The sequence below is a fragment of the Pseudomonas jinjuensis genome, from assembly GCF_900103845.1.
GTDB classification, from domain to species: Bacteria; Pseudomonadota; Gammaproteobacteria; order Pseudomonadales; family Pseudomonadaceae; genus Pseudomonas; species Pseudomonas jinjuensis.
On record NZ_FNIJ01000003.1, the window covers coordinates 1 to 20,542 of the forward strand.

A 20,542-nucleotide genomic window follows, 5' to 3' on the forward strand; every position below is an offset into this window, starting at 1 on the left:
CAGCACACCGAACCTGTAGGAGCCAGCTTGCTGGCGATCCGAGGTACCAGCCGGCAACGCTGTGCACAGGGAAACCAATTGATCGCCAGCAAGCTGGCTCCTACGAAAACAGAGCCGTACCCCGACCGGTAGAAGCGCGCCATGCGCGCGATTCGCGGGCATGGCCCGCTCCTACACGGCCCATTGGATCCCCGCGTTCGCGAGGACGACGGGGTTGGGAGTCGCACGGAGTTACCCGAGAAATCCGTCATTACTCGCTGCGCTCGCCCTTCGGGCCGCACTGAAGTGCGTTCAGCGCAAGCGCTGTCCCGCGAACGCGGGAAATCAGAAGACAGTTGCTCCTGCAGAACCACGTCCACGGCACCCCGGCGCGGCCGTTCAGACCCTGCTCTTCGGTCCCGGCACCGAGCCTTGCCGCAGGCCGATGCCGTGGCGCAGGAAGAACTCCTCCACCCCCTCGGTGGCATCGGTGTACAGGCGGGTCCCCGGATGGTCGGCGATGAAGCGCGCCAGCAGCGCCTTGCCGATACCGTGCCCCTGGTAGTCCGGCAGCACGGCCAGTTCCGCCAGCCAGGTGGTCTGCGGATTGTCGCTTTCCGCACGGAGCAGGCCGACGACTCGCTCGCCGTCCAGGGCCAGCAGCGAGTAGCTCGAGTCCTCATAGAGATCGCGCAGATCCAGCGCCGAGCCGGGATGTCCCCAGCGAACCGCGCGGTGCACGGCGGCGATGTCGGCGCACTGGGCGTCGCTGAGCGTCGGGTTGAGCAGCAAGGTGAATTGCGGGTTGTCCATGAACTTCACTCCTTGCCCCTGGGTTCAACCTCAGAATGCTGACTCTCTCACATTACCCGATTGATTTGCGGCAGCTGCCGCTCAGTTGCCCCAGGCGTGCAGCTCCAGCAGCCAGCCGGGAATGCGCCGCTCCAGGTAGTAGTCCGGATGGCGCGGTGAGCCGCCGATGAAGCCGACGTGTCCGCCCCTGGCCAGCAGTTCCAGCCGGGTGGAAGCCGACAGCTCTTCGCGGCGCGGCACGCTCTCGGCGTGGATGAAGGGGTCGTCGCTGGAATGCACGATCAGCGTCGGCACGCGGATGCCGCCCAGGTAGTAGTAGCTGGACGCACGCCGGTAGTAGTCGTGGGCGTCGGCGAAGCCGTGCAGCGGTGCGGTCACCCGGCCGTCGAAGTCCCAGAAGGTGTGCACGCCGTCGAGGTTGCCGAGGCCCTGCAGCACCTGCAGGTATTCGAGGCTGCCGCGCTCGGCGAAGGCCTGCTGCTTGGTCTTCACGTAGGCCACCAGTTCGCGCATGAAGTGCGCCTGGTAGATGCGCGAGAAGCCGATGCCGATGCGGTCGGCGCACTGGTCCAGGCGGAACGGCACCGACACCGCCGCCGCGCCGCGCAGCGGGCAGTCCGCGCCGGTTTCGCCGAGGTACTTGAGCAGCACGTTGCCGCCCAGCGAATAGCCCACCGCATACAGCGGCGCCATCGGCCGCTGCGCGCGCAGGTGGGCGATCACCGCCGCCAGGTCCTCGCTGACGCCGGAGTGGTAGCCACGCGGCAGATGGTTCGGCTCGCCGGAGCAGCCGCGCCAGTTCAGCGCCACGCTGGCCCAGCCGCGCGCCGCCAGCGCCTGCTGCAGGCCGAGGATGTAGTGCGAGCCGGACGACCCGGTCAGCCCGTGCAGCGCCAGCACCAGCGGCGTCCCCGCCTCGTGCGGGCCGTTCCAGTCGAGGTCGATGAAATCGCCATCCTCCAGCCACAAGCGCTCGCGCTGCCGCTGCAACGCCGGGGTGTTGCGCATGAACGAGCTGTAGAGCGTCTGCAGATGCGGACCGGGGAGCCACCAGGCGGGGACGAAGGGAGCGGATTCGCGGGACATGTCGGGTCGGAAGGACGTCTGGGAGAGAGTGCGCAGGGCATGGAAAACCCCTGCCCTGCCCGTCAATTCTGGCACGCGCGATTAATCTGCGCACAGCGGATAAGCCCTGCATTGGCGGGATAGTCCCGGCCTCCGCCGCCTCCCTAGAGTCTGTCTGCCATTGCCGTCGGCCTGGACGGTCGTGGCTGACAAACGAGGTCTCAGATGAAGGCTTATCTGCAATGCCTGTCGCATACGCCGCTGGTCGGTCATTTCGACCCGGCGCCCGCCGTGCTGGCCGAGGTCGGCGCGGTGATCGGCTCGGCCCGCGAGCGAATCGCGCGCTTCGATCCGGAACTGGTGATCCTGTTCTCGCCGGACCATTACAACGGTTTCTTCTATGACGTGATGCCGTCGTTCTGCATCGGCATGGCGGCCCACGCCATCGGCGACTTCGGCACCGCGGCCGGGGTCATCGACGTGCCGCAGGCGCTGGCCGAGCGCTGCGCCGAGGCGGTGCTGGCCGACGGCATCGATGCCGCCGTGTCCTACCGCATGCAGGTCGACCACGGCTTCGCCCAGCCGCTGGAAGAACTGCTCGGCGGCCTGCGGCGCTACCCGGTGATCCCGATCTTCATCAACTCGGTGGCCCCGCCGCTGCCCGGCTTCCAGCGCGCCCGCCTGCTCGGCGAAGCGGTCGGCCGCTTCGCCCGCTCGACCGGCAAGCGCGTGCTGCTGCTCGGTTCCGGCGGGCTGTCGCACCAGCCGCCGGTGCCGGAGCTGGCCAAGGTCGAGGGGCTGATGGCCGACCGCCTGAAAGGCAGCGGCCGCCACCTGCCGGCCGACGAGCGCCAGGCGCGCCAGCAGCGGGTGATCGATGCCGCCCGGCGCTTCGTCGAGGAGCCGGATTCGCTGCATCCGCTCAATCCCGAGTGGGACCGGCAGTTCCTCGACACCCTCGCCGCAGGCCGCCTGGCCGAACTGGACGGCCTCGGCAATGCCGAGCTGTCGGCCATCGCCGGCAAGTCGACCCACGAGGTGAAGACCTGGGTCGCCGCCTTCGCCGCGCTGTCCGCCTTCGGCCCCTACCAGGCCACCGACCGCTACTACCGGCCGATCCCCGAGTGGATCGCCGGATACGGCGCGCTCAGTGCGCAGCCGCTCGCCTGAACCAGCCAGGAGAAACCGCGATGACCGCGTTCACCGAATCCGCCAGCAGCCGCTTCGTCCGAGTCGAGGAAGACGGCGTGGAGCTGAACATCCACTACAACGACTGCGATCCGGGCAGCGCCAGCGAAACCGTGGTGATGCTGCACGGCTCCGGCCCCGGCGCCAGCGGCTGGGCCAACTTCAGCCGCAATATCGAACCGCTGGTGGCAGCGGGCTACCGGGTGATCCTCATGGACTGCCCGGGCTGGAGCCGGAGCGACCCGATCGTCTGCAGCGGTTCGCGCTCCGAGCTCAACGCCCGCATCCTCAACGGCCTGGTCGATGCGCTGGATCTCGACCGCGTGCACATCCTCGGCAACTCCATGGGCGGCCACAGCGCCGTGGCCTTCGCCCTCGATCATCCGCGGCGGGTCGGCAAGCTGGTGCTGATGGGCGGCGGCACCGGCGGCGCCAGTCCCTTCGTGCCGATGCCCACCGAGGGCATCAAGCTGCTCAACGGCCTGTACCGCGAGCCGACCATCGACAACCTGAAGAAGATGATGAACGTCTTCGTCTTCGACCCCAGCGACCTCACCGAGGAGCTGTTCCAGGCCCGCCTGGACAACATGCTCAACCGCCGCGACCACCTGGAAAACTTCGTCGCCAGTCTGGCGGCCAATCCCAGGCAGTTCCCCGACTTCGGCCCGCGCCTGGGCGAGATCGCCGCGCCGACCCTGGTGATCTGGGGCCGCAACGACCGCTTCGTGCCCATGGACGTCGGCCTGCGCCTGGTCGCCGCCATCCCCGATTCCGAACTGCACGTGTTCAACAACTGCGGCCACTGGGCGCAGTGGGAGCACGCCGACAGGTTCAACCGCCTGGTGCTGGATTTCCTGCGCCACTGAGCCGAGGTGAAGCATGAGCGTTACCCAACAGACTCTCGAAGAAATCGCTGCCGGCCTGCGTCATGCCGAAGCCCAGGGTGAGGCAGTCGCCCCGCTGCGCGAACTGATCGGCGAAGGCAATGGCGAAGCCGCCTATGCCATCCAGCGCCTCAACGTCGCCCACGGCATGGCCGCCGGCCGTCGCGTGGTCGGCCGCAAGATCGGCCTGACCAATCCCAGGGTGCAGGCGCAGCTCGGCGTCGACCAGCCGGACTTCGGCACCCTGTTCGCCGACATGGGCTACGGCGACAACGAAGTCGTCCCCATCGGCCGGGTGCTGCAGCCGAAGATCGAGGCGGAGATCGCGCTGATCCTCGACCGCGACCTGCCCCGCGCCGACACCAGCTTCGCCGACGTGCTGGCCGCCACCGGCTGGGTGCTGCCGGCGCTGGAAATCGTCGGCAGCCGCGTCGCCGGCTGGAACATCCGCTTCGTCGACACCGTGGCCGACAACGCCTCCAGCGGCTGCTACGTGCTCGGCGGCCCGGCGCGCCGCATCGACGGCCTCGACCTGCGCGGCGCCGCCATGCGCATGACCCGCAACGGCGAGGAAGCCTCCAGCGGCAGCGGCGCCGAATGCCTCGGCCACCCGCTGAATGCCGCCGTGTGGCTGGCGCGCACCATGGCCCGCCTGGGCGAGCCGCTCAAGGCCGGCGACCTCATCCTCACCGGCGCCCTCGGGCCGATGGTCGCGGTGGCCGCCGGCGACCATTTCGAAGCCGAGATCGACGGCATTGGCCAGGTCGCCGTGACCTTCGGATAGAGCTAATAAGAGCCGAAAAAAGCGCTGGAGGCTGGAAGGCTGGACGAAAAAGCACCGACCTTCGCCCTCGCAGGGACCGCTTGTCGTTCAGCCTCCAGCCTTCCAGCGCTCTTCATCGAATGCTTTTTTAGAGGTAACCCATGAGCAAGAAACGCAAAGTCGCCATCATCGGCTCCGGCAATATCGGCACCGACCTGATGATCAAGATCCTGCGCAATGCGCAGCATCTGGAAATGGGCGCCATGGTCGGTATCGACCCGGCGTCCGACGGTCTGGCGCGCGCAGCACGACTGGGCGTCGCCACCACCCATGAAGGCGTCGAGGGCCTGACCCGCCTGCCGATCTTCGACGAGATCGACTTCGTCTTCGATGCCACCTCGGCCTCCGCCCATGTGCAGAACGACGCCTTGCTGCGGGGCCACAAGCCCGGTCTGCGCATGATCGACCTGACCCCGGCCGCGATCGGTCCGTATTGCGTGCCGGTGGTCAACCTGGAGCAGCATCTCGGGGCGGCCAACGTGAACATGGTCACCTGTGGCGGCCAGGCCACCATCCCGATGGTGGCGGCGGTGTCGCGGGTGGCGAAGGTCCACTACGCCGAGATCATCGCCTCCATTGCCTCGAAATCCGCCGGCCCGGGCACCCGCGCCAATATCGACGAGTTCACCGAGACCACCTCGAAGGCCATCGAAGTGATCGGCGGTGCGGCCAGGGGCAAGGCGATCATCGTCATGAATCCGGCCGAACCGCCGCTGATCATGCGCGACACGGTGTTCGTGCTGTCCGAAGCGGTCGATCAGGCAAAAGTGGAAGCCTCCATCGAGGAGATGGCCGCCGCCGTGCAGGCCTATGTGCCCGGCTACCGGCTGAAGCAGAAGGTGCAATTCGACGAAGTCCGCGACCTGAACATCCCCGGCCACGGCCGCTTCTCCGGCCTGAAGACCTCGGTGTTCCTCGAAGTGGAAGGCGCCGCCCATTACCTGCCGGCCTACGCCGGCAACCTCGACATCATGACCTCCGCCGCGCTGGCCACCGCCGAGCGCATGGCCCAGTCGATGGGAGCCCCGGCATGAAAAAGCTCTATATCTCCGACGTGACCCTGCGCGACGGTAGCCACGCGATCCGCCACCAGTACAGCCTCGACGACACCCGCGCCATCGCCCGTGCGCTGGACAAGGCCAGGGTGGACAGCATCGAGGTCGCCCACGGCGACGGCCTGCAGGGCTCGTCGTTCAACTATGGCTTCGGCAAGCACAGCGACCTGGAATACATCGAGGCGGTGGCCGGCGAGATCAGCCACGCCAGGATCGCCACCCTGCTGCTGCCCGGCATCGGCACGGTGCACGACCTGAAGAATGCCTACGAGGCCGGCGCGCGGATCGTGCGCATCGCCACCCACTGCACCGAGGCGGACGTCTCCAGGCAGCACATCGAGTACGCCCGCGAGCTGGGCATGGACACCGTCGGCTTCCTGATGATGAGCCACATGATTCCGGCGGAAGAACTGGCCCGACAGGGCAAGCTGATGGAGAGCTACGGCGCGCAGTGCATCTACATGGCCGACTCCGGTGGCGCCATGAACATGCAGGACATCCGCGAGCGCATGCGCGCCTTCAAGGCGATCCTGAATCCCGAAACCCAGACCGGCATGCACGCGCACCACAATCTCAGCCTCGGCGTGGCCAACTCCATCGCCGCGGTGGAGGAAGGCTGCGACCGCATCGACGCCAGCCTCGCCGGCATGGGTGCCGGTGCCGGCAACGCGCCGCTGGAAGTGTTCATCGCCGCCGCCGAACGTCTCGGCTGGAACCACGGCACCGACCTCTACACCCTGATGGACGCCGCCGACGACATCGTCCGCCCGCTGCAGGACCGCCCGGTGCGGGTCGACCGCGAAACCCTCGGCCTAGGCTATGCCGGCGTCTATTCGAGCTTCCTCCGTCACGCCGAGATCGCCGCGGCGAAGTACGGCCTGAAGACCCTCGACATCCTCGTCGAGCTTGGCCGGCGCCGGATGGTCGGCGGCCAGGAGGACATGATCGTCGACGTGGCGCTGGACCTGCTGAAGTCGAAGGCCTGATATGGAGCGCCCGGCCCCGGGCGCAAATGACGGCGGGCCAGGGGCATTGGTCCGCCGCTGGCCCGCAGCGTGCAAGGAGCTTTCATGCTGGCCAACCTGTCCCTGAAGAACAAACTGCTGCTGACCATCCTGCCCCTGACCCTGCTCATCTACCTGGCGACCGTGCTGCTGGTCTACCAGTCGAGCAAGGCATCCACCGAGGCGCTGGCGGAGGTGGCCGTCACCGCCATCGTCCGCCAGCAGGCGGCGGAGATCGCCGCCTATTTCGATGGCGCCCTGCATGCCGCGCGGATCACCGCCGACATGCTCGCCCACGAACTCGGCGATGACCGCCTCGATACCGGTCCGCTGCTCGAATCGCTATTGCGCAGCAGCCCGAAGGCCAGCGCCGTCTGGTGGCGACCCGCGTCCGCCACCGGGGCGCAGCCGGCATTCTGGCTGCGCGACGACAAGGGCCTGCGCCCGGCGCCGGCCGCGCAGCGTGATGCCCTGCTGGCGGCGCTGGGCGAAGGCAGCGGCGATCGGGAAAGCATCTCGCCGCCGCGTTCCCTGCCGCTTGCCGGCAAGTCGAAATCGGTGATCGCCCTGTGGCTGCCGGTGCGCCGGGATGGCCGGGTGGTGGGCCGCCTGGGCATCGGCCTGGATGCGGCGCAACTGCAGGAGCGAGTGGGGCAGTTGCGTCCGCTGGGGGTCGGCGCTGTCGCACTGACCGCCCACGACACGACGCTCGTCGCCCATCCCGACCCCACCCGCGTGGGGCGCAAGGAGGCGGAGACCGAGGCGGACTTCCTCGGCGAGCACCTGCAGAGCATGACCGACGCGGTGCGCAACGGCACCTCCCTGACCCTGCGTTTCATCTCCCCGGCAATGGGCGAGGAAGTGTTCATGCTCGCGGTGCCCGTCGCCATCGGCGATACCGCCACGCCCTGGTCGTTCGGCGCGGCCCTGCCCAGCGCCGCCGTGCTGGGCGCGGTGAAGGCGCTGGCGCTGAAGCTGCTATTGCTCGGCAGCCTCGCCATGCTCCTCGCCGGCGGCCTGATCCTGCTGCTCGGCCGGGCCATGGCGCGGCCGCTGGAAGCGGTGGTGCTGGCGATGCGGCAACTGGCGGCGGGCGAGGCGGACCTCGGCTCGCGCCTGCCGGTGCGCGGCCGCGACGAACTGGCCGTGCTGTCGGGCGAGTTCAACCGCTTCCTCGGCGCCATGGCCGAGCTGGTGCTGGAGATCAAGAACACCGGCCAGGCCCTGCAGCAGTCGGCCGCCGAACTGCAGCAGGAAAGCCAAAGCTCGGGGCGCGGCGTGGACGCCCAGCGCGACGAGGTCGGGCAGACCGCGTCGGCGATGCAGGAAATGGCCGCCACCGTCGAGGAGGTCGCCGGCAACGCCGACCAGGCCGCGCTGGCGACCCGCGAGGGCGACCTGGCGGCGGCGCAGGGGCAGGCCCTCGTCGGCAGCCTGGCGGCGGCCATCGCCGAGGACGCGCAGGCGCTGGAGCGGATTTCCACGCTGGCCGGCCAGCTGGACCAGGCCAGCCAGGAAATCGGTTCGGTGGTGGCGGTGATCCGCGGCATCGCCGAGCAGACCAACCTGCTGGCGCTGAATGCGGCCATCGAGTCGGCGCGGGCCGGCGAGCAGGGGCGCGGCTTCGCCGTGGTCGCCGACGAGGTGCGCGCGCTGGCCCGGCGCACCCATGCCTCCACCGAGGAGGTGTACCGCAGCGTGGCGATGATCCAGGAACGCACGCGCACCGTGGTGGGCATGGTGGAGAAGGGCCGTGGCACGGCGCAGGCCAATGTCGCCAGCGCGCAGCAGGCCAGCGAGGCGCTGCTGCGCATCACCCGGATGATCGGCGAGGTGCGCGACATGAGCCAGCAGATCGCCACCGCCACCGGGCAGCAGGCGGCCACCAGCGAGCAGCTTTCGCGCAGCCTGGTGAGCATCGCCGACTCCGCCGAGAACGCCTCGCGCAGCGCCGAGCAGGTGCACCGGCGCAGCCTCGACCTGCGCGCGCTGGCCGGGCGGCTGAACGGGCTGGTGAGTCGCTTCAGGCTGTAGGTCCAGGGTTCGCGAGCAAGCTCGCTCCTACAGGGGCAGCCGAGCTGGCTCGCGAACGATTCACTCCCGCCAGCGCATGACCCGGGTCATTAATCTGCGCACAGCGGATAAGCCCTGCAGTGCCGGGATAGTCCCGCCGGAAGCCCCTTCATAGAGTTGAGCTGCCTAGTCGTCAGCCCTTGGACGACATCAGCGTGCGGACTCAACGCCATGACAAAACTCATGAATATCGAAGCATCCCCACCCCCTCCGGTCGCTGCGCAGCCGGGTGTCGCCCGCCGGGCGCTGAACGGGCTGACGGTGGTGCTGCCGTGGACCATCATCGGCGGCCTGCTCTGGGCCGGCCTGTTCATCAAGCCGCAGCCGGTCGGCAGCAGCGTCACCCCGCCGGCCCTGGAGCGCCGCGACCAGTTCTACGGCCTGGCCCAGCTGCCGGGTGGCGCGGTGCTGGCCGCCGGCTCCTACGGCAAGGTCCTGGCGATCGGCGACGACGGCCGGATCGCCCGCCTGAATACCCCCACCGACAAGACCCTGCAGGACATCGCCGTATGGGATGCCCGGCATGCGGTGGCGGTCGGCAACGGCGGCGTGGTGCTGTACAGCGCCGACGCCGGCCAGCACTGGAGCGCAGCCGCCGACGTGCCGCGCTCGGAAATCGCCAACAAGCTCAACCGCGTGCGCGTCGGCAGGGACGGCCTGGCCATCGCCACCGGCGAGATGGGCGCCCTGCTCGCCTCCCATGACTACGGCAAGAGCTGGCAGCGCCTGCGCGAAGAGGAAGACGTGGCCTGGAACGACGTCGCCCTGCTGGAAGGCGGCCGTCTTGTCGTGGTCGGCGAGTTCGGCCGCATCCTGCTGAGCGACGACATGGGCGCGAACTGGGAGGAAATCCCCGCGCCGGTGCCCGGCTCGCTGATGTCGCTGAGCTTCCGCGATGCCGCCAACGGCGTCGCCGTCGGTGTCGAGGGCACCCTGCTGGTCACCAGCGATGGCGGCCGCAACTGGACGCAGGTTCAGGCAGGCACCAGCGACCACCTGTTCAACGTGCTGTGGAGCGCCGAGCGCAACCAGTGGCTCGCCTTCGGCGCGCTCGGCCGCTGGGTGAGCGGCACGCCGTCCGCCGACGGCATCGCCTGGCGCAGCGGCAACGTCGACCCGCGCGACCTCGCCTGGCACACCGGCGCGCTGGCCAGCGGCAAACAGGTCTGGCTGGCCGGCGACGGCATCGGCCGCTGGGACGGCCAGCGCTGGTCGCCGCTGAAACCCTGACCCCTGCCTTCGCCCCTTCATTCGAGACGACAACATGATCGAACGCATAGCCGCTTTCTGTATCCGCCGGCGCGCCTGGGTAGCGGGCATCCTGTTTGCGCTGACCCTGGTCCTCAGCTGGTTCGCCCTGCACATCGAGGTGCGCACGGTCTTCGAGGACATGCTCCCGTCGCGCCACGAGTACGTGAAGACCCACGAGAAGTTCAAGGACACCTTCGGCGGCTCGAACATGGTCACCATCATGTTCGAGGTGGACGACGGCGACATCTTCCAGACCTCCGTGCTGGACAAGGTGCGCCAGGTGACCCTGGGCCTGCGCGAGGTTTCCGCGGTCAACCAGTACCAGATCACCTCGCTGGCCTCGAAGAAGCTCAAGGAAGTCCGCGCCTCCACCGAGGGCATCGAGAGCCGCCCGCTGATGTGGCCGGATATCCCCGCCAACGCCCAGGCCATGGACGAGCTCAAGCAGGCCGTGCTGCGCAACCCGCTGGTCTATGGGCCCTACGTGTCCAAGGACCTGCAGGCGACGCTGATCACCGTCGACTTCATCGACAACCAGGTCGACTACGGCAAGGTGTTCGAGCAGGTCCGCGGGCTGATCGCCAGGGTCGACGACGGCAGCGTGAAGATCCGCGTGGTCGGCGACCCGATGCTGTACGGCTGGGTCAACCACCACGTGCCGGAAACCCTGCATCTGGTGCTGGCCGCCATCGCCGTCACCCTGGTCCTGCTGTTCCTCCTGCTGCGCACCTGGCGCGGCGTGTGCCTGCCGCTGCTGGCCGGCGCGGTCAGCGCGATCTGGGCGCTGGGCATCTGCCAGCTGCTGGGGATCAACTTCGAACCGCTGGTAATCGTGGTGGCGATGCTCATCACCTCGCGGGCGGTGTCGCACTCGGTGCAGATCGTCAATCGCTTCGACGACGAACTGGAGCTGCTGCCGCCCGGCGCCGACGTCTCGCGCCAGGCCGCCCACGTGGCGCTGGCCGACCTGTTCCGTCCCGGCATGCTCGGGGTGATCGCCGATGCCGCGTGCATGGCGGTGGTCGCTCTCAGCCCGATCCCGATGCTGCAGAAGCTCACCGTGCTGTCGGTGGTGTGGGTGTCGACGCTGACCGTCAGCGCGGTGATTCTCACTCCGGTCATGCTCTCCTGGATTCGCCGTCCGCACGGCACCGCGCATCCGCTGGACTGCCTGCCGGCGCTGCGCAGGGTGCTCGACCTGGCCGTGCGCGTCACCCTCTCGCGCGGCCGCTACGTGGTGCTCGGCGGCAGCCTGCTGGTGGTGATCGGCGCCGGCCTGTACGCGCTGAACCTGAAGATCGGCGACGCCAATCCGGGCTCGCCGATCCTCTGGCCGGAGTCGCAGTACAACCGTGACTCCGCCGCGATCAACGGTCGCTTCGAAGGCGTCGACCGCATGTTCATCGTGCTCGGCGACGACAACCAGCCGAACCTGGTGAAGACCAACGAGGCGCTGCACGCGATGAACCGCTTCCAGCGCTTCATCGAGGCGCAGCCGGAAATCGGCGGTTCGCTGTCCCTGGCCGACGTGCTGCCGCAGGTCAACAGCAGCCTGCGCGAAGGCAACCCGCGCTACCTGGAGCTGAGCGACAGCGACGCGATCAACGGCAGCCTCGCCGCCATGCTCGACTCGGTGTCCGAACCGGGCGACATGGACCGCTTCACCGACACCAAGTACGCCAACGGCTCGGTGACCCTGATGTTCCGCGACCGCCAGGGCGAGACCATCCGCACCGCCGTCGCCCGCATCAAGGAATTCATCGCCGCCAACCCGCTGTCCACCGGCCACTGGCAGCTCGCCGGCGGCGTGATCGGGGTGATGGCCGCGGTCAACGAGATCATCCTCTCCAGCCAGATCGAGGCCATCGCCCTCGCCCTGCTGGTGCTCGCCGTGCTCTGCACCGCGGTCTACCGCTCCGCGGTGGCCGGCATGCTGTTCATGGTCCCGGTGATCATCTCCAACATGCTGACCTTCGCCTTCATGAGCTGGAAGGGCATCGGCATGAACATCAACACCGTGCCGGTGGCCGCCCTCGGCATCGGCCTGGGCGTGGATTACGCCTTCTACATCGCCGACCGCATCAAGGAAGAAATCGCCGCCGGCAGCAGCCCGGAACATGCGGTGTACCAGGCCCTGCACTCCGCCGGCATGGGCGTGATCGTCACCGCCAGCGTGCTGATCCTCGCCACCCTGCTGTGGTGGCTGTCGTCCCTGCGCTTCCAGGCCGAGATGGGCCTGCTGATGGCCATCTGGCTGAGCGTCTCGGCGATCTCCGCGCTGTTCGTCATGCCTTCCCTGATCTACGTGTTCCGCCCGCGCTTCATCTTCGGCGAGCGGAGCGCGCAACCCGCGCAAGACGCCGCGCCGGCCCCGCTGGGCCTGGCCTGAGGCGGACGATGAAAGACAACAACAAGAACCGCCAACGGTTCCTCGCTGCCACTCACCCGAGGGGAAACATCGTGAAGCACTGCACTTCCACGGCGCGCCTGCGCGCCCCGCTCAACAAGATCGCCCTGGCGGTCGCCCTGTCCTCCGCCGCCACGCCGCTGCTGGCGGACGACGACTTCAAGTTCGACGGCTATCTGCGCGAGGAGCTGTCCTGGAACACCGAGAACTGGCAGGACACCAGGGACTACGACGACCGCGGCAAGCTCTCCATGGCGCGCACCACCGCGCAGCTCAACTTCGACTGGAAGGCCGCCGAAAACGTCTCGGTGGTGGCCAAGCTGCGCGGCGTGAAGGAGATCAAGACCAACTTCCTCGACCACCTGGAGAAGCTCGGCGCGAACAACTACCACGAGGCCGACGGCCGCGGCGACATCATGGAGCTCTATGACCGCGCCGAGATCCGCGAGCTGTACGTCGACTTCCCGGTGGGCGAGCGCACCTCGTTCCGCATCGGCAAGCAGCAGATCGCCTGGGGCGAAACCGACTTCTTCGCCGCCAACGACCTGGTGCACGGCTTCGACTACACCTGGCGCAGCTTCCTGCAGCCGGCCAACGAGGAACTGCGCAAGACCAACAACATCATCAAGATGAACATCGACGTGCCGGAAGCCCAGGGCGGCCTGGAAGTCTTCCTGCGTCCGGGCCTGGATGCCAAGGACGACATCGGCACCGAGCTGGACATCTACGGCGGACGCTGGTCGAGCCAGCCCTACGCCGGCGTCGATTTCCGCAACATCGACCCGTACAACTTCGAGAACGACGAGGGCGACTACCGCGACGTCACCGGCGGCATCCGCTGGAGCGGCATGGCCGGCGACTACAACTACTCGCTGTCGTACCTGCGCACCTTCTACAACTCGCCGATCCTCAACGCCTCCGACGACCTGCGCCTGATCGGCCGGCCGGACCTGCCGTCCGGCGCGGAAACCCAGGGCACCAGCAAGACCCGCGGCGTGGCCGGCGAGGTCATCTACCCCATCGTCGACATCTTCGGCCTCACCGGCAGCACCTATTCCGACTGGGCCGACGCGGTGTTCAGCACCGAGATCGCCTACATCAAGGACGCGCCGTACCAGTTCCAGGCGCAGGTGCCGACGCTGATCAGCCAATTGGTCGCGCCGGGCTTCGACGGCTTCACCCGCAAGGACGTGCTCGCCTCGATGCTGCGCATAGACAAGAACTTCGCCTTCACCCAGTCGCTGCTGGGCACCGAGAAGCCGATGTTCTTCTCCGTGCAGATCTTCGACAAATGGGTGCAGAACTTCGACGACGACGACCAGCTGCTCTACAGCGTCGGCTGGGGCGGCAAGGTCAAGGAACACACCACCCTGGCGACCACCATCTTCGACCTCAGCTACGCCAGCGGCCGCATCCACCCGCAGCTGGTGCTGGGCACCGACCTGACCAACAAGGGCGGTTTCGCCGTGCCCTCGGTGACCTTCGAGCTCAGCAGCAAGGTGCGCTGGAAGATCGAGTACGACGCCTTCTGGGATGACGAATGGCGCGACGGCGACAAGTGCACCCCGGGCAACGCCGCGACCTGCGACAGCACCACCCTGTTCGGCTACTTCCACAACCGCGACCAGATCTACACCAGCCTGACCTATCTCTTCTGAGCCACACCGGAGACTTCGCCATGAACCTATCCCGCTTCGCCCTGCGCCAGGCCCTGGCAGCCAGCCTCATCGCCGCAGCCGGCGCCGCCGGTGCCGCCGAGGTGCCGGCAGGCACCGTGATTTCCGCCGCCAACATCGACCAGATCAGGAACGACACCTTCGAAGGCCACAGCATCGCCAGCCTGCTCACCGAGAAGATGGAATGGCGCATCCGCAACAACGGCTGGAAGCTGCCGCTGGTCAAGTCCCAGGAAGTGAAGATCGACCCGCGCTGGGTCGCCGCCTCGCAGGCCAACGCCGGCAAGACCACGATCAACAAGGAAGCCTGCCGGGTGGACGGCTGGAGCGCCGGCGAGCCGTTCCCCAACGTCGACCTGAAGGACCCGCAGGTCGCCGAGAAGCTGATGTGGAACTGGCACCTCGGCCAGCTGGTCGGCGACGTGTCCCAGGTGCCGAAATTCACCCAGCTGCTGATCGACGGCAAGAAGGGCATCCACGCCGACCCGGTGGCCGAGTTCAGCCGCTACACCATGAAGGGCCGCCTGAACGGCAACGCCGTCGAGGGCGACGGCAGCGAGCGCGGCCGCCAGCTCCTGTACTTCAAGGCGCCGTCGGACATGAAGGGCCTCGGCACCTACACGCAGATGTACGACTCGGAGAAGGTCAACGACGTGTGGGCCTACATCCCTGCGGTGCGCCGCGTGCGCCGGCTGTCCGGCGGCGCGTGGATGGACCCGGTGGGCTCCTCCGACCAGCTGCAGGACGACCTCGACGCCTTCAACGCCCGTCCCTGCTGGTATCCGGAATACAAGCTGGCCGGCAAGCGCTGGGTGCTCGCCGCGGCGAACAGCAAGACCGGCCTGTGGAACCCGGACGGCAAGACCTTCGCCGAGAAATACCCGGTGCTGGACGACCAGCCGCCGTACTGGAACCTGAACAACAACGGCTTCGAGCCGCGCGAGGTCTACGTGATCGAGGCGATCACGCCGTCCGTGCACCCGTACAGCAAGAAGGTGCTGTACATGGACGTGAAGTACCCGCGCTTCTACTACGCCGAAGCCTATGACCGCAAAGGCGAGTTCTGGAAATTCCTGGAGTTCCACTCCTACTCCAACATCGCCGACGGCGACGTGCGCACCACCGCCAGCGCGGTCATCGACTTCCAGCGCAACCACGCCACGCTGTCGCTGATCGACACGGCGAGCTGGAAGACCAACTTCGACGCCAAGGCCAGCAACTTCTCCCTGCAGACCCTGCAGGCGGCCGGCCGCTGATCCCCACCCTCACAGGCGGCCGCGACGGCCGCCGCATTCAACCAGCACGGCCGGGCGGCGCACTGCCGCCAAGGCCCGAGGACAACGACAATGGAAATGATGAAGGCCGCGCGCCTGCACGAGATCGGCGGGCGCTTCAGCGTCGAGGACGTGCCGCGTCCCCAGCCCGGCGCCCACGACGTACTGGTCAGGGTCGAGGCCAGCGGAGTGATCCCCAACCTGAAGAACGTCACCACCCATTTCCCCGAGTGGTACCCCTTCCTGCCGCTGCCGGCGCTGCCGGCGATCTTCGGCCTGGACTCGGCCGGCACCGTCGCCGCCGTCGGTTCGGCGGTGACTTCGTTCAAGCCCGGCGACCGCGTCTACGTGAACCCCGGCATCGGCTGCGGCGAGTGCCGCTTCTGCAAGCAGGGCGAGAACACCCGCTGCGACGCCTACACCTTCATGGGCTACTTCGGTTTCGGCCCCGGTTCCCAGGCGATCTTCGAAAAATATCCCTATGCCGGATATGGCCAGTACCTGACCGCGCCGGCCACCAACCTGGTGCGTCTGCCGGACAACCTCAGCGCTGCCCAGGCGACCCGCTTCGGCTACCTCGGCACGGCCTGGTCGGCGATCCGCAAGGCGGCGCTGCGGCCGGGGCAGAGCATCCTCATTCTCGGTGCGTCGGGCACCCTCGGCGTCGGCGCGGCGCTGCTGGCGCTGGCCTCCGGCGCCTCGCGGGTGCTGGTCGCGGCGCGTGACCAGAACGCGCTGGAACGCCTGAAGGAACTGGCGCCGCAGCGCGTCGAGACGATCCGCATCGGTTCCCGCACGATCCACGAGCAGGTGCTGGAAATGCTCCCCGGCGGCGTCGACGCCATGCTCGACACCCTCGGCGCGAAGGCTCCGGCGGAGCTGTCGGTGGATGCCATGAAGGGCGTCGTGCGCGGCGGCCGCATCGTGCAGATCGGCGGCGTCGCCGGGCCGATCCCGATCGACCCGCACCCGTTCATGTGCGCCCAGCTGCAGTACCTCGGCTCGCTGTGGTTCACCACCACCGAGGGCGACGAGATGGCCGCCATGATCGAGTCGGGCATCCTCGACCTGTCCCTGCTGGAAGAGCGGGCCTATCCGCTGGAACGCCTGAACGAAGCGCTGGAGGACATCCAGACCCAGGCCAGCGGCTTCAGCAACTTCCATATCGTCCACCAGTGACCGGTGTGCGCCACGCCCGGCCGTGGCGCCCCACCGTCCAGCCTTGCAGGTGACCTGAACCATGACCGCACAACGAATCGTCACCGGCCACGACAGCCAGGGACTCTCGCAGATCGTCAGCGCCGGCCCGGTTCCCGGCAACGAGGAATTCACCCACTCGCCGGGCTTCTCCGCCGCGCTGGTCTGGCAGACCGAAGCCGAGCCGCTGCTTTCCGCTGCCGGGTCGCAGCAACCGGCAAGCTCGGTACTGCCCGGCGTCGGCGGCACCAGCGCCATGCTGGTGACCTTCCCGCCGCAGGACCAGCCACTGCCGGTGGACTTCGATCCGGCCGCCGCCGCTGCGGAAATGTGCGCCCGGCTTCCGGGCCTCGGCGAACTCTTCGAAGCGGACAATCCCGGCTTCCACCGCACCGACACCATCGACTACGGCGTGGTGCTGGAAGGCGAGCTTTGCCTGGAACTCGACGAGGGCCGCAGCACCCGTTTGCGCCAGGGCGATGTGGTGGTGCAGATGGGTACGCGCCACGCCTGGCGTAACACCGGTAACACTCCGGCGCGGATGCTCTTCGTGATGGTCGGCGCGTCACGTGGCTAGCGCCGGGAAAGGGAAGTGAACGTCATGCGCCGCCGGGCTGGAACCGGCATTCCAGAGCGGTGCGCGACAGTCCGCCCGCCGCACTCCGCCGTCCGGCAGTTTTCCGCCGGTTGCGCAGGGCGGCGGGCATGCTTCTTGCTCTTTTTCCAGAAGTCGGAAAATTCCCAGCAGATAACAAGAAATTGCAGTAGTTCCAATGTCTTGCGCAGGTCGACAAACCGTTCCCCCGCTCCATGCTGAAGCACCCGCCTCCTCGCAGTGCACCCGCTCCAGCCGGAAGCACACCGGGTAACGGCACCTCACCGACCTTGCTCGCGAAAACAACTAAATGGCCCCGGCGGCCCATCGCCGAGGACCGCATAAACCGTGAGATTGCCTGTCCGGTCCCCGTGACCGGGCAGTGGAGGGTGCAACATGGACCGCTTGAACTTTTCCCCCGCAGTGCCGCCCGACGTGGTGCTGTCCCGCTACGAGCTGTGCCGTACGCATGACCTCGAGGAAGCGCGCCAGTGGGGCGAGCGGATCTTCTGCGAGAACCGCCTGCGCAGCGTCGACGCCAAGGGCTCGGTGCTCACCCGCATCTACTACAAGCGCCTGGGCGCTGTCGGCATCGGCCGCATGAGCTATGGCGGCGACGTCACCATCGAACCCGGCGACCTCGATTCCTTCGCCCTGGTGCAGATGCCCATCTGCGGCCAGGAGCTGATCGACTGGCGCAACCAGCGCGTCGATTCCCGGCCCGGCATGGGCTCCATCCTCAACATCCACGGGGCGTCGAAGATTCAGCACCGCTCCGGCACCGAGAAGCTGATCATCCGCGTCGACAGCGCCCTGCTCGAACGCCACTGCCAGCAGCACCTGGGGCGCACCCTGCGCAAGACCGTGGAGTTCCAGCCGGCCATGCCGCTGGATACGCCGCAGGGACGCAACTGGATGCGCACGGTCGGCTGGGTCTACGACAGCATTTCCGCCGATGACGGCGACCTGCCGCCGATGCTCGCGAGTCAGTTCGAGAGCGCGCTGGTGACCATGCTGCTGGCCTGCCAGCCGCACAACTACAGCGCCGAGATGCTGGCCGACTCCGGCCCCACCATCGCGCCGTCGTTCGTCAAGAAGGTGGAGCGCTACATCGACGAGCACGCCCACGAGCCGATCACCATCGTCGACATGGCCGAGCACGCCGGCGTCAGCAGCCGCTCGCTGTTCAGCGGCTTCCGCCGCTACCGCAACACCTCGCCGATGCTCTACCTGAAGGAAGTGCGCCTGCGCCACGTCCACGAGGAACTGCAGCGGCAGAGCGTTGCCACCACCACCGTCACCGCGGTGGCCTTCCGCTGGGGCTTCAGCCACCTCGGCCACTTCACCACCGACTACAAGCGCCGCTTCGGCGAAAGCCCGTCGGAGACGCTGGCGCGCTGAGCTTCAGCCGTTCTTCAGGACAGGGATGTCCACCCCTCTCTGCGTGATGCTCCCGGTGCGGAACCGGTCGCGGGCATGGCCCGTTCCTACGTCTTCGGCAAGATATCCGGGATACGGATGCTGCACCTTGTGTGTAGGAGCCAGCTTGCTGGCGATCCGGTTTTCCTTCAGCGCCGGTGTGGCCGGATAGTGCGGCTTTCGCCAGCAAGCTGGCTCCTACGAAGAACAGTGCCGAGTCGCATCATTCGCCCTACCGGCAGTCGGTGTTCCTTGTAGGAGCGAGCTTGCTCGCGAACAAAATGCGTTGAGATACCAAGACAGTTGCCCCTACGACAAACGCTCCCGCATTTTCTGCACTGGCGGGATAACCCCCTCGGTCCCGGGAGCGTCAGCCCCGACCCGGATTCCTAGGATGACTCACACGAACACCGCACGGAGCGGTGCCTGTCCTGTCAGCCTACCGGGAGAGCCCCCATGTCCGACCAGCCCATCATCCGCCGTCGCCAGGTCAAGACCGGCATCAGCGATGCCCGCGTCAACAACGCCAAGACCCAGAGCCAGTACCAGCCCTACAAGGACGCCGCCTGGGGCTTCATCAACCACTGGTATCCGGCGCTGTTCACCCACGAGTTGGCCGAGGACCAGGTCGAGGGCATCCAGATCTGCGGCGTGCCGATCGTGCTGCGCCGCGTCAACGGCAAGGTCTACGCGCTCAAGGACCAGTGCCTGCACCGTGGCGTGCGTCTGTCCGAGAAGCCGATGTGCTTCAACAAGAGCACCATTTCCTGCTGGTACCACGGCTTCACCTTCGACCTGGAAAAAGGCGACCTGGTGACCATCGTCGCCAACCCGGACGACAAGCTGATCGGCACCACCGGCCTCACCACCTACCCGGTGCATGAAATCAACGGCATGATCTTCGTCTTCGTCCGCGAGGACGACTTCCCCGACGCGGACGTGCCACCGCTGACCGACGACCTGCCGTTCCGCTTCCCGGAAAACAGCGAGCGCTTCCCGCATCCGCTGTGGCCGGCCTCGCCGAGCGTCGCCGATGACAACGCCGTGGTCCACGGCATGCACCGCACCGGCTACGGCAACTGGCGGATCGCCTGCGAGAACGGTTTCGACAACGCGCACATCCTGGTGCACAAGGACAACGCCATCGTCCATGCCAAGGACTGGGTGCTGCCGCTGGGCATCCTGCCGACCTCCGATGACTGCATCAGCGTGGTCGAGGACGAGAACGGCCCGAAAGGCCTGATGCAGTGGCTGTTCACCGACAAGTGGCAGCCGATCCTGGAGAACGGTCCCCTGGGCCTGAAGGTGGAAGGCCTGAATGGCCGCTACTACCGTACCTCGGTGGTGCTGCCGGGCGTGCTGATGGTGGAGAACTGGCCGGAAGAGCACGTGGTGCAATACGAGTGGTACGTGCCGATCACCGACGACACCCACGAGTACTGGGAAATCCTGGTGCGCGTGTGCAACACCGACGAAGAGCGCACCAAGTTCAAGTACCGCTACGACTACATGTACAAGCCGCTGTGCCTGCATGGCTTCAACGACTGCGACCTGTACGCCCGCGAAGCCATGCAGAACTTCTACTCCGACGGCACCGGCTGGGACAACGAGCAACTGGTGGCCACCGACGTGTCGCCGATCACCTGGCGCAAGATGGCCTCGCGCTGGAACCGCGGCATCGCCAAGCCGGGTCGCGGCGTGGCGGGAGCCCTGAAGAACACCAGCCTGATCTTCAAGGACACCGCCGATGGGCATCGCCCCGGCTACAAGGTCCGGCAGATCGTGGAAGAGTGACGTCCCCGGCGGTCCGGCTCTTCCGCCGGACCGCCCCCGCCAAGG

General features: G+C 67.5%; 16 protein-coding genes and 1 pseudogene. 15 read left to right on the plus strand and 2 right to left on the minus strand.

All coding sequences use genetic code 11. The features are described 5' to 3' along the window. Nucleotides 1-378 precede the first annotated feature (378 nt). Both BLR75_RS04480 and BLR75_RS04485 read right to left on the minus strand, forming a co-directional pair. A complete protein-coding gene (locus BLR75_RS04480; protein ID WP_084313929.1) occupies nucleotides 379-792 on the minus strand; it encodes a GNAT family N-acetyltransferase in 414 nt (137 codons plus the stop codon). 81 nt (nucleotides 793-873) lie between these two features. Beyond that, the gene (locus BLR75_RS04485) at nucleotides 874-1,878 is read right to left on the minus strand and encodes a hydrolase (protein WP_084313928.1); all 1,005 of its coding nucleotides are present in this window, start codon (nucleotides 1,876-1,878) and stop codon (nucleotides 874-876) included. A 204-nt stretch (nucleotides 1,879-2,082) separates the two neighbouring features. Between BLR75_RS04485 and mhpB the strand changes: the two genes are divergently transcribed. The 15 genes and pseudogenes from mhpB to BLR75_RS04555 all read left to right on the plus strand — a co-directional run bounded on the left by mhpB (nucleotide 2,083) and on the right by BLR75_RS04555 (nucleotide 20,497). Further along, nucleotides 2,083-3,027 (plus strand): 3-carboxyethylcatechol 2,3-dioxygenase, encoded by a 945-nt coding sequence (gene mhpB, locus BLR75_RS04490; protein WP_084313927.1) that lies wholly within the window; start codon nucleotides 2,083-2,085, stop codon nucleotides 3,025-3,027. A gap of 20 nt (nucleotides 3,028-3,047) precedes the next feature. Continuing rightward, the gene (locus tag BLR75_RS04495; RefSeq protein ID WP_084313926.1) at nucleotides 3,048-3,911 is read left to right on the plus strand and encodes an alpha/beta fold hydrolase; all 864 of its coding nucleotides are present in this window, start codon (nucleotides 3,048-3,050) and stop codon (nucleotides 3,909-3,911) included. Between the two features lie 13 nt (nucleotides 3,912-3,924). Next, nucleotides 3,925-4,713 (plus strand): 2-keto-4-pentenoate hydratase, encoded by a 789-nt coding sequence (mhpD, locus tag BLR75_RS04500; RefSeq protein ID WP_084313925.1) that lies wholly within the window; start codon nucleotides 3,925-3,927, stop codon nucleotides 4,711-4,713. A 140-nt stretch (nucleotides 4,714-4,853) separates the two neighbouring features. Beyond that, nucleotides 4,854-5,786 carry an acetaldehyde dehydrogenase (acetylating) gene (locus BLR75_RS04505; RefSeq protein ID WP_084313924.1) on the plus strand — a complete coding sequence of 311 codons (933 nt, stop codon included), beginning with the start codon at nucleotides 4,854-4,856 and terminating at the stop codon, nucleotides 5,784-5,786. Further along, on the plus strand, nucleotides 5,783-6,793 hold the full coding sequence (gene dmpG / locus BLR75_RS04510; protein WP_084313923.1) for a 4-hydroxy-2-oxovalerate aldolase: 1,011 nt from the start codon (nucleotides 5,783-5,785) through the stop codon (nucleotides 6,791-6,793). The genes BLR75_RS04505 and dmpG overlap by 4 nt, the downstream gene beginning before the upstream one ends. A gap of 1,017 nt (nucleotides 6,794-7,810) precedes the next feature. Further along, nucleotides 7,811-7,981: pseudogene (locus BLR75_RS27270) on the plus strand (HAMP domain-containing protein); the annotation flags it as partial. A 12-nt stretch (nucleotides 7,982-7,993) separates the two neighbouring features. Further along, the gene (locus tag BLR75_RS27275; protein WP_371858142.1) at nucleotides 7,994-8,845 is read left to right on the plus strand and encodes a methyl-accepting chemotaxis protein; all 852 of its coding nucleotides are present in this window, start codon (nucleotides 7,994-7,996) and stop codon (nucleotides 8,843-8,845) included. 222 nt (nucleotides 8,846-9,067) lie between these two features. Further along, nucleotides 9,068-10,114, plus strand: coding sequence for a WD40/YVTN/BNR-like repeat-containing protein (locus BLR75_RS04520; RefSeq protein WP_245726101.1), 1,047 nt, complete (start codon nucleotides 9,068-9,070; stop codon nucleotides 10,112-10,114). Between the two features lie 34 nt (nucleotides 10,115-10,148). Continuing rightward, entirely contained in the window at nucleotides 10,149-12,524 is a 2,376-nt protein-coding gene (locus BLR75_RS04525) for an efflux RND transporter permease subunit (protein ID WP_084313920.1), read from the plus strand. A gap of 71 nt (nucleotides 12,525-12,595) precedes the next feature. Further along, nucleotides 12,596-14,200, plus strand: a complete 1,605-nt coding sequence (locus BLR75_RS04530; RefSeq protein WP_084313935.1) for a DUF1302 family protein — start codon at nucleotides 12,596-12,598, stop codon at nucleotides 14,198-14,200. Between the two features lie 20 nt (nucleotides 14,201-14,220). Next, nucleotides 14,221-15,474 carry a DUF1329 domain-containing protein gene (locus BLR75_RS04535; protein WP_084313919.1) on the plus strand — a complete coding sequence of 418 codons (1,254 nt, stop codon included), beginning with the start codon at nucleotides 14,221-14,223 and terminating at the stop codon, nucleotides 15,472-15,474. 90 nt (nucleotides 15,475-15,564) lie between these two features. Beyond that, the gene (locus BLR75_RS04540) at nucleotides 15,565-16,671 is read left to right on the plus strand and encodes an alcohol dehydrogenase catalytic domain-containing protein (RefSeq protein ID WP_084313918.1); all 1,107 of its coding nucleotides are present in this window, start codon (nucleotides 15,565-15,567) and stop codon (nucleotides 16,669-16,671) included. 61 nt (nucleotides 16,672-16,732) lie between these two features. After that, nucleotides 16,733-17,266 carry a cupin domain-containing protein gene (locus tag BLR75_RS04545; RefSeq protein WP_084313917.1) on the plus strand — a complete coding sequence of 178 codons (534 nt, stop codon included), beginning with the start codon at nucleotides 16,733-16,735 and terminating at the stop codon, nucleotides 17,264-17,266. 414 nt (nucleotides 17,267-17,680) lie between these two features. Next, nucleotides 17,681-18,685, plus strand: coding sequence for an AraC family transcriptional regulator (locus BLR75_RS04550; RefSeq protein WP_084313916.1), 1,005 nt, complete (start codon nucleotides 17,681-17,683; stop codon nucleotides 18,683-18,685). Between the two features lie 474 nt (nucleotides 18,686-19,159). Continuing rightward, nucleotides 19,160-20,497 carry an aromatic ring-hydroxylating dioxygenase subunit alpha gene (locus BLR75_RS04555; RefSeq protein WP_084313915.1) on the plus strand — a complete coding sequence of 446 codons (1,338 nt, stop codon included), beginning with the start codon at nucleotides 19,160-19,162 and terminating at the stop codon, nucleotides 20,495-20,497. Nucleotides 20,498-20,542 lie beyond the last annotated feature (45 nt).

What these genes read in the sequence shown, in the direction of transcription:
- BLR75_RS04555 (WP_084313915.1), top strand. Translation starts at nt 19,160, where the DNA reads ATGTCCGACCAGCCCATCATCCGCCGTCGCCAGGTCAAGACCGGCATC.
- BLR75_RS04535 (WP_084313919.1), top strand. Translation starts at nt 14,221, where the DNA reads ATGAACCTATCCCGCTTCGCCCTGCGCCAGGCCCTGGCAGCCAGCCTC.
- BLR75_RS04495 (WP_084313926.1), top strand. Translation starts at nt 3,048, where the DNA reads ATGACCGCGTTCACCGAATCCGCCAGCAGCCGCTTCGTCCGAGTCGAG.
- BLR75_RS04550 (WP_084313916.1), top strand. Translation starts at nt 17,681, where the DNA reads ATGGACCGCTTGAACTTTTCCCCCGCAGTGCCGCCCGACGTGGTGCTG.
- BLR75_RS04505 (WP_084313924.1), top strand. Translation starts at nt 4,854, where the DNA reads ATGAGCAAGAAACGCAAAGTCGCCATCATCGGCTCCGGCAATATCGGC.
- BLR75_RS04520 (WP_245726101.1), top strand. Translation starts at nt 9,068, where the DNA reads ATGAATATCGAAGCATCCCCACCCCCTCCGGTCGCTGCGCAGCCGGGT.
- BLR75_RS04540 (WP_084313918.1), top strand. Translation starts at nt 15,565, where the DNA reads ATGGAAATGATGAAGGCCGCGCGCCTGCACGAGATCGGCGGGCGCTTC.
- BLR75_RS04485 (WP_084313928.1), bottom strand. Translation starts at nt 1,878, where the DNA reads ATGTCCCGCGAATCCGCTCCCTTCGTCCCCGCCTGGTGGCTCCCCGGT.
- BLR75_RS04545 (WP_084313917.1), top strand. Translation starts at nt 16,733, where the DNA reads ATGACCGCACAACGAATCGTCACCGGCCACGACAGCCAGGGACTCTCG.
- BLR75_RS04525 (WP_084313920.1), top strand. Translation starts at nt 10,149, where the DNA reads ATGATCGAACGCATAGCCGCTTTCTGTATCCGCCGGCGCGCCTGGGTA.
- BLR75_RS04480 (WP_084313929.1), bottom strand. Translation starts at nt 792, where the DNA reads ATGGACAACCCGCAATTCACCTTGCTGCTCAACCCGACGCTCAGCGAC.
- mhpB (WP_084313927.1), top strand. Translation starts at nt 2,083, where the DNA reads ATGAAGGCTTATCTGCAATGCCTGTCGCATACGCCGCTGGTCGGTCAT.
- BLR75_RS27275 (WP_371858142.1), top strand. Translation starts at nt 7,994, where the DNA reads ATGGCCGAGCTGGTGCTGGAGATCAAGAACACCGGCCAGGCCCTGCAG.
- dmpG (WP_084313923.1), top strand. Translation starts at nt 5,783, where the DNA reads ATGAAAAAGCTCTATATCTCCGACGTGACCCTGCGCGACGGTAGCCAC.
- mhpD (WP_084313925.1), top strand. Translation starts at nt 3,925, where the DNA reads ATGAGCGTTACCCAACAGACTCTCGAAGAAATCGCTGCCGGCCTGCGT.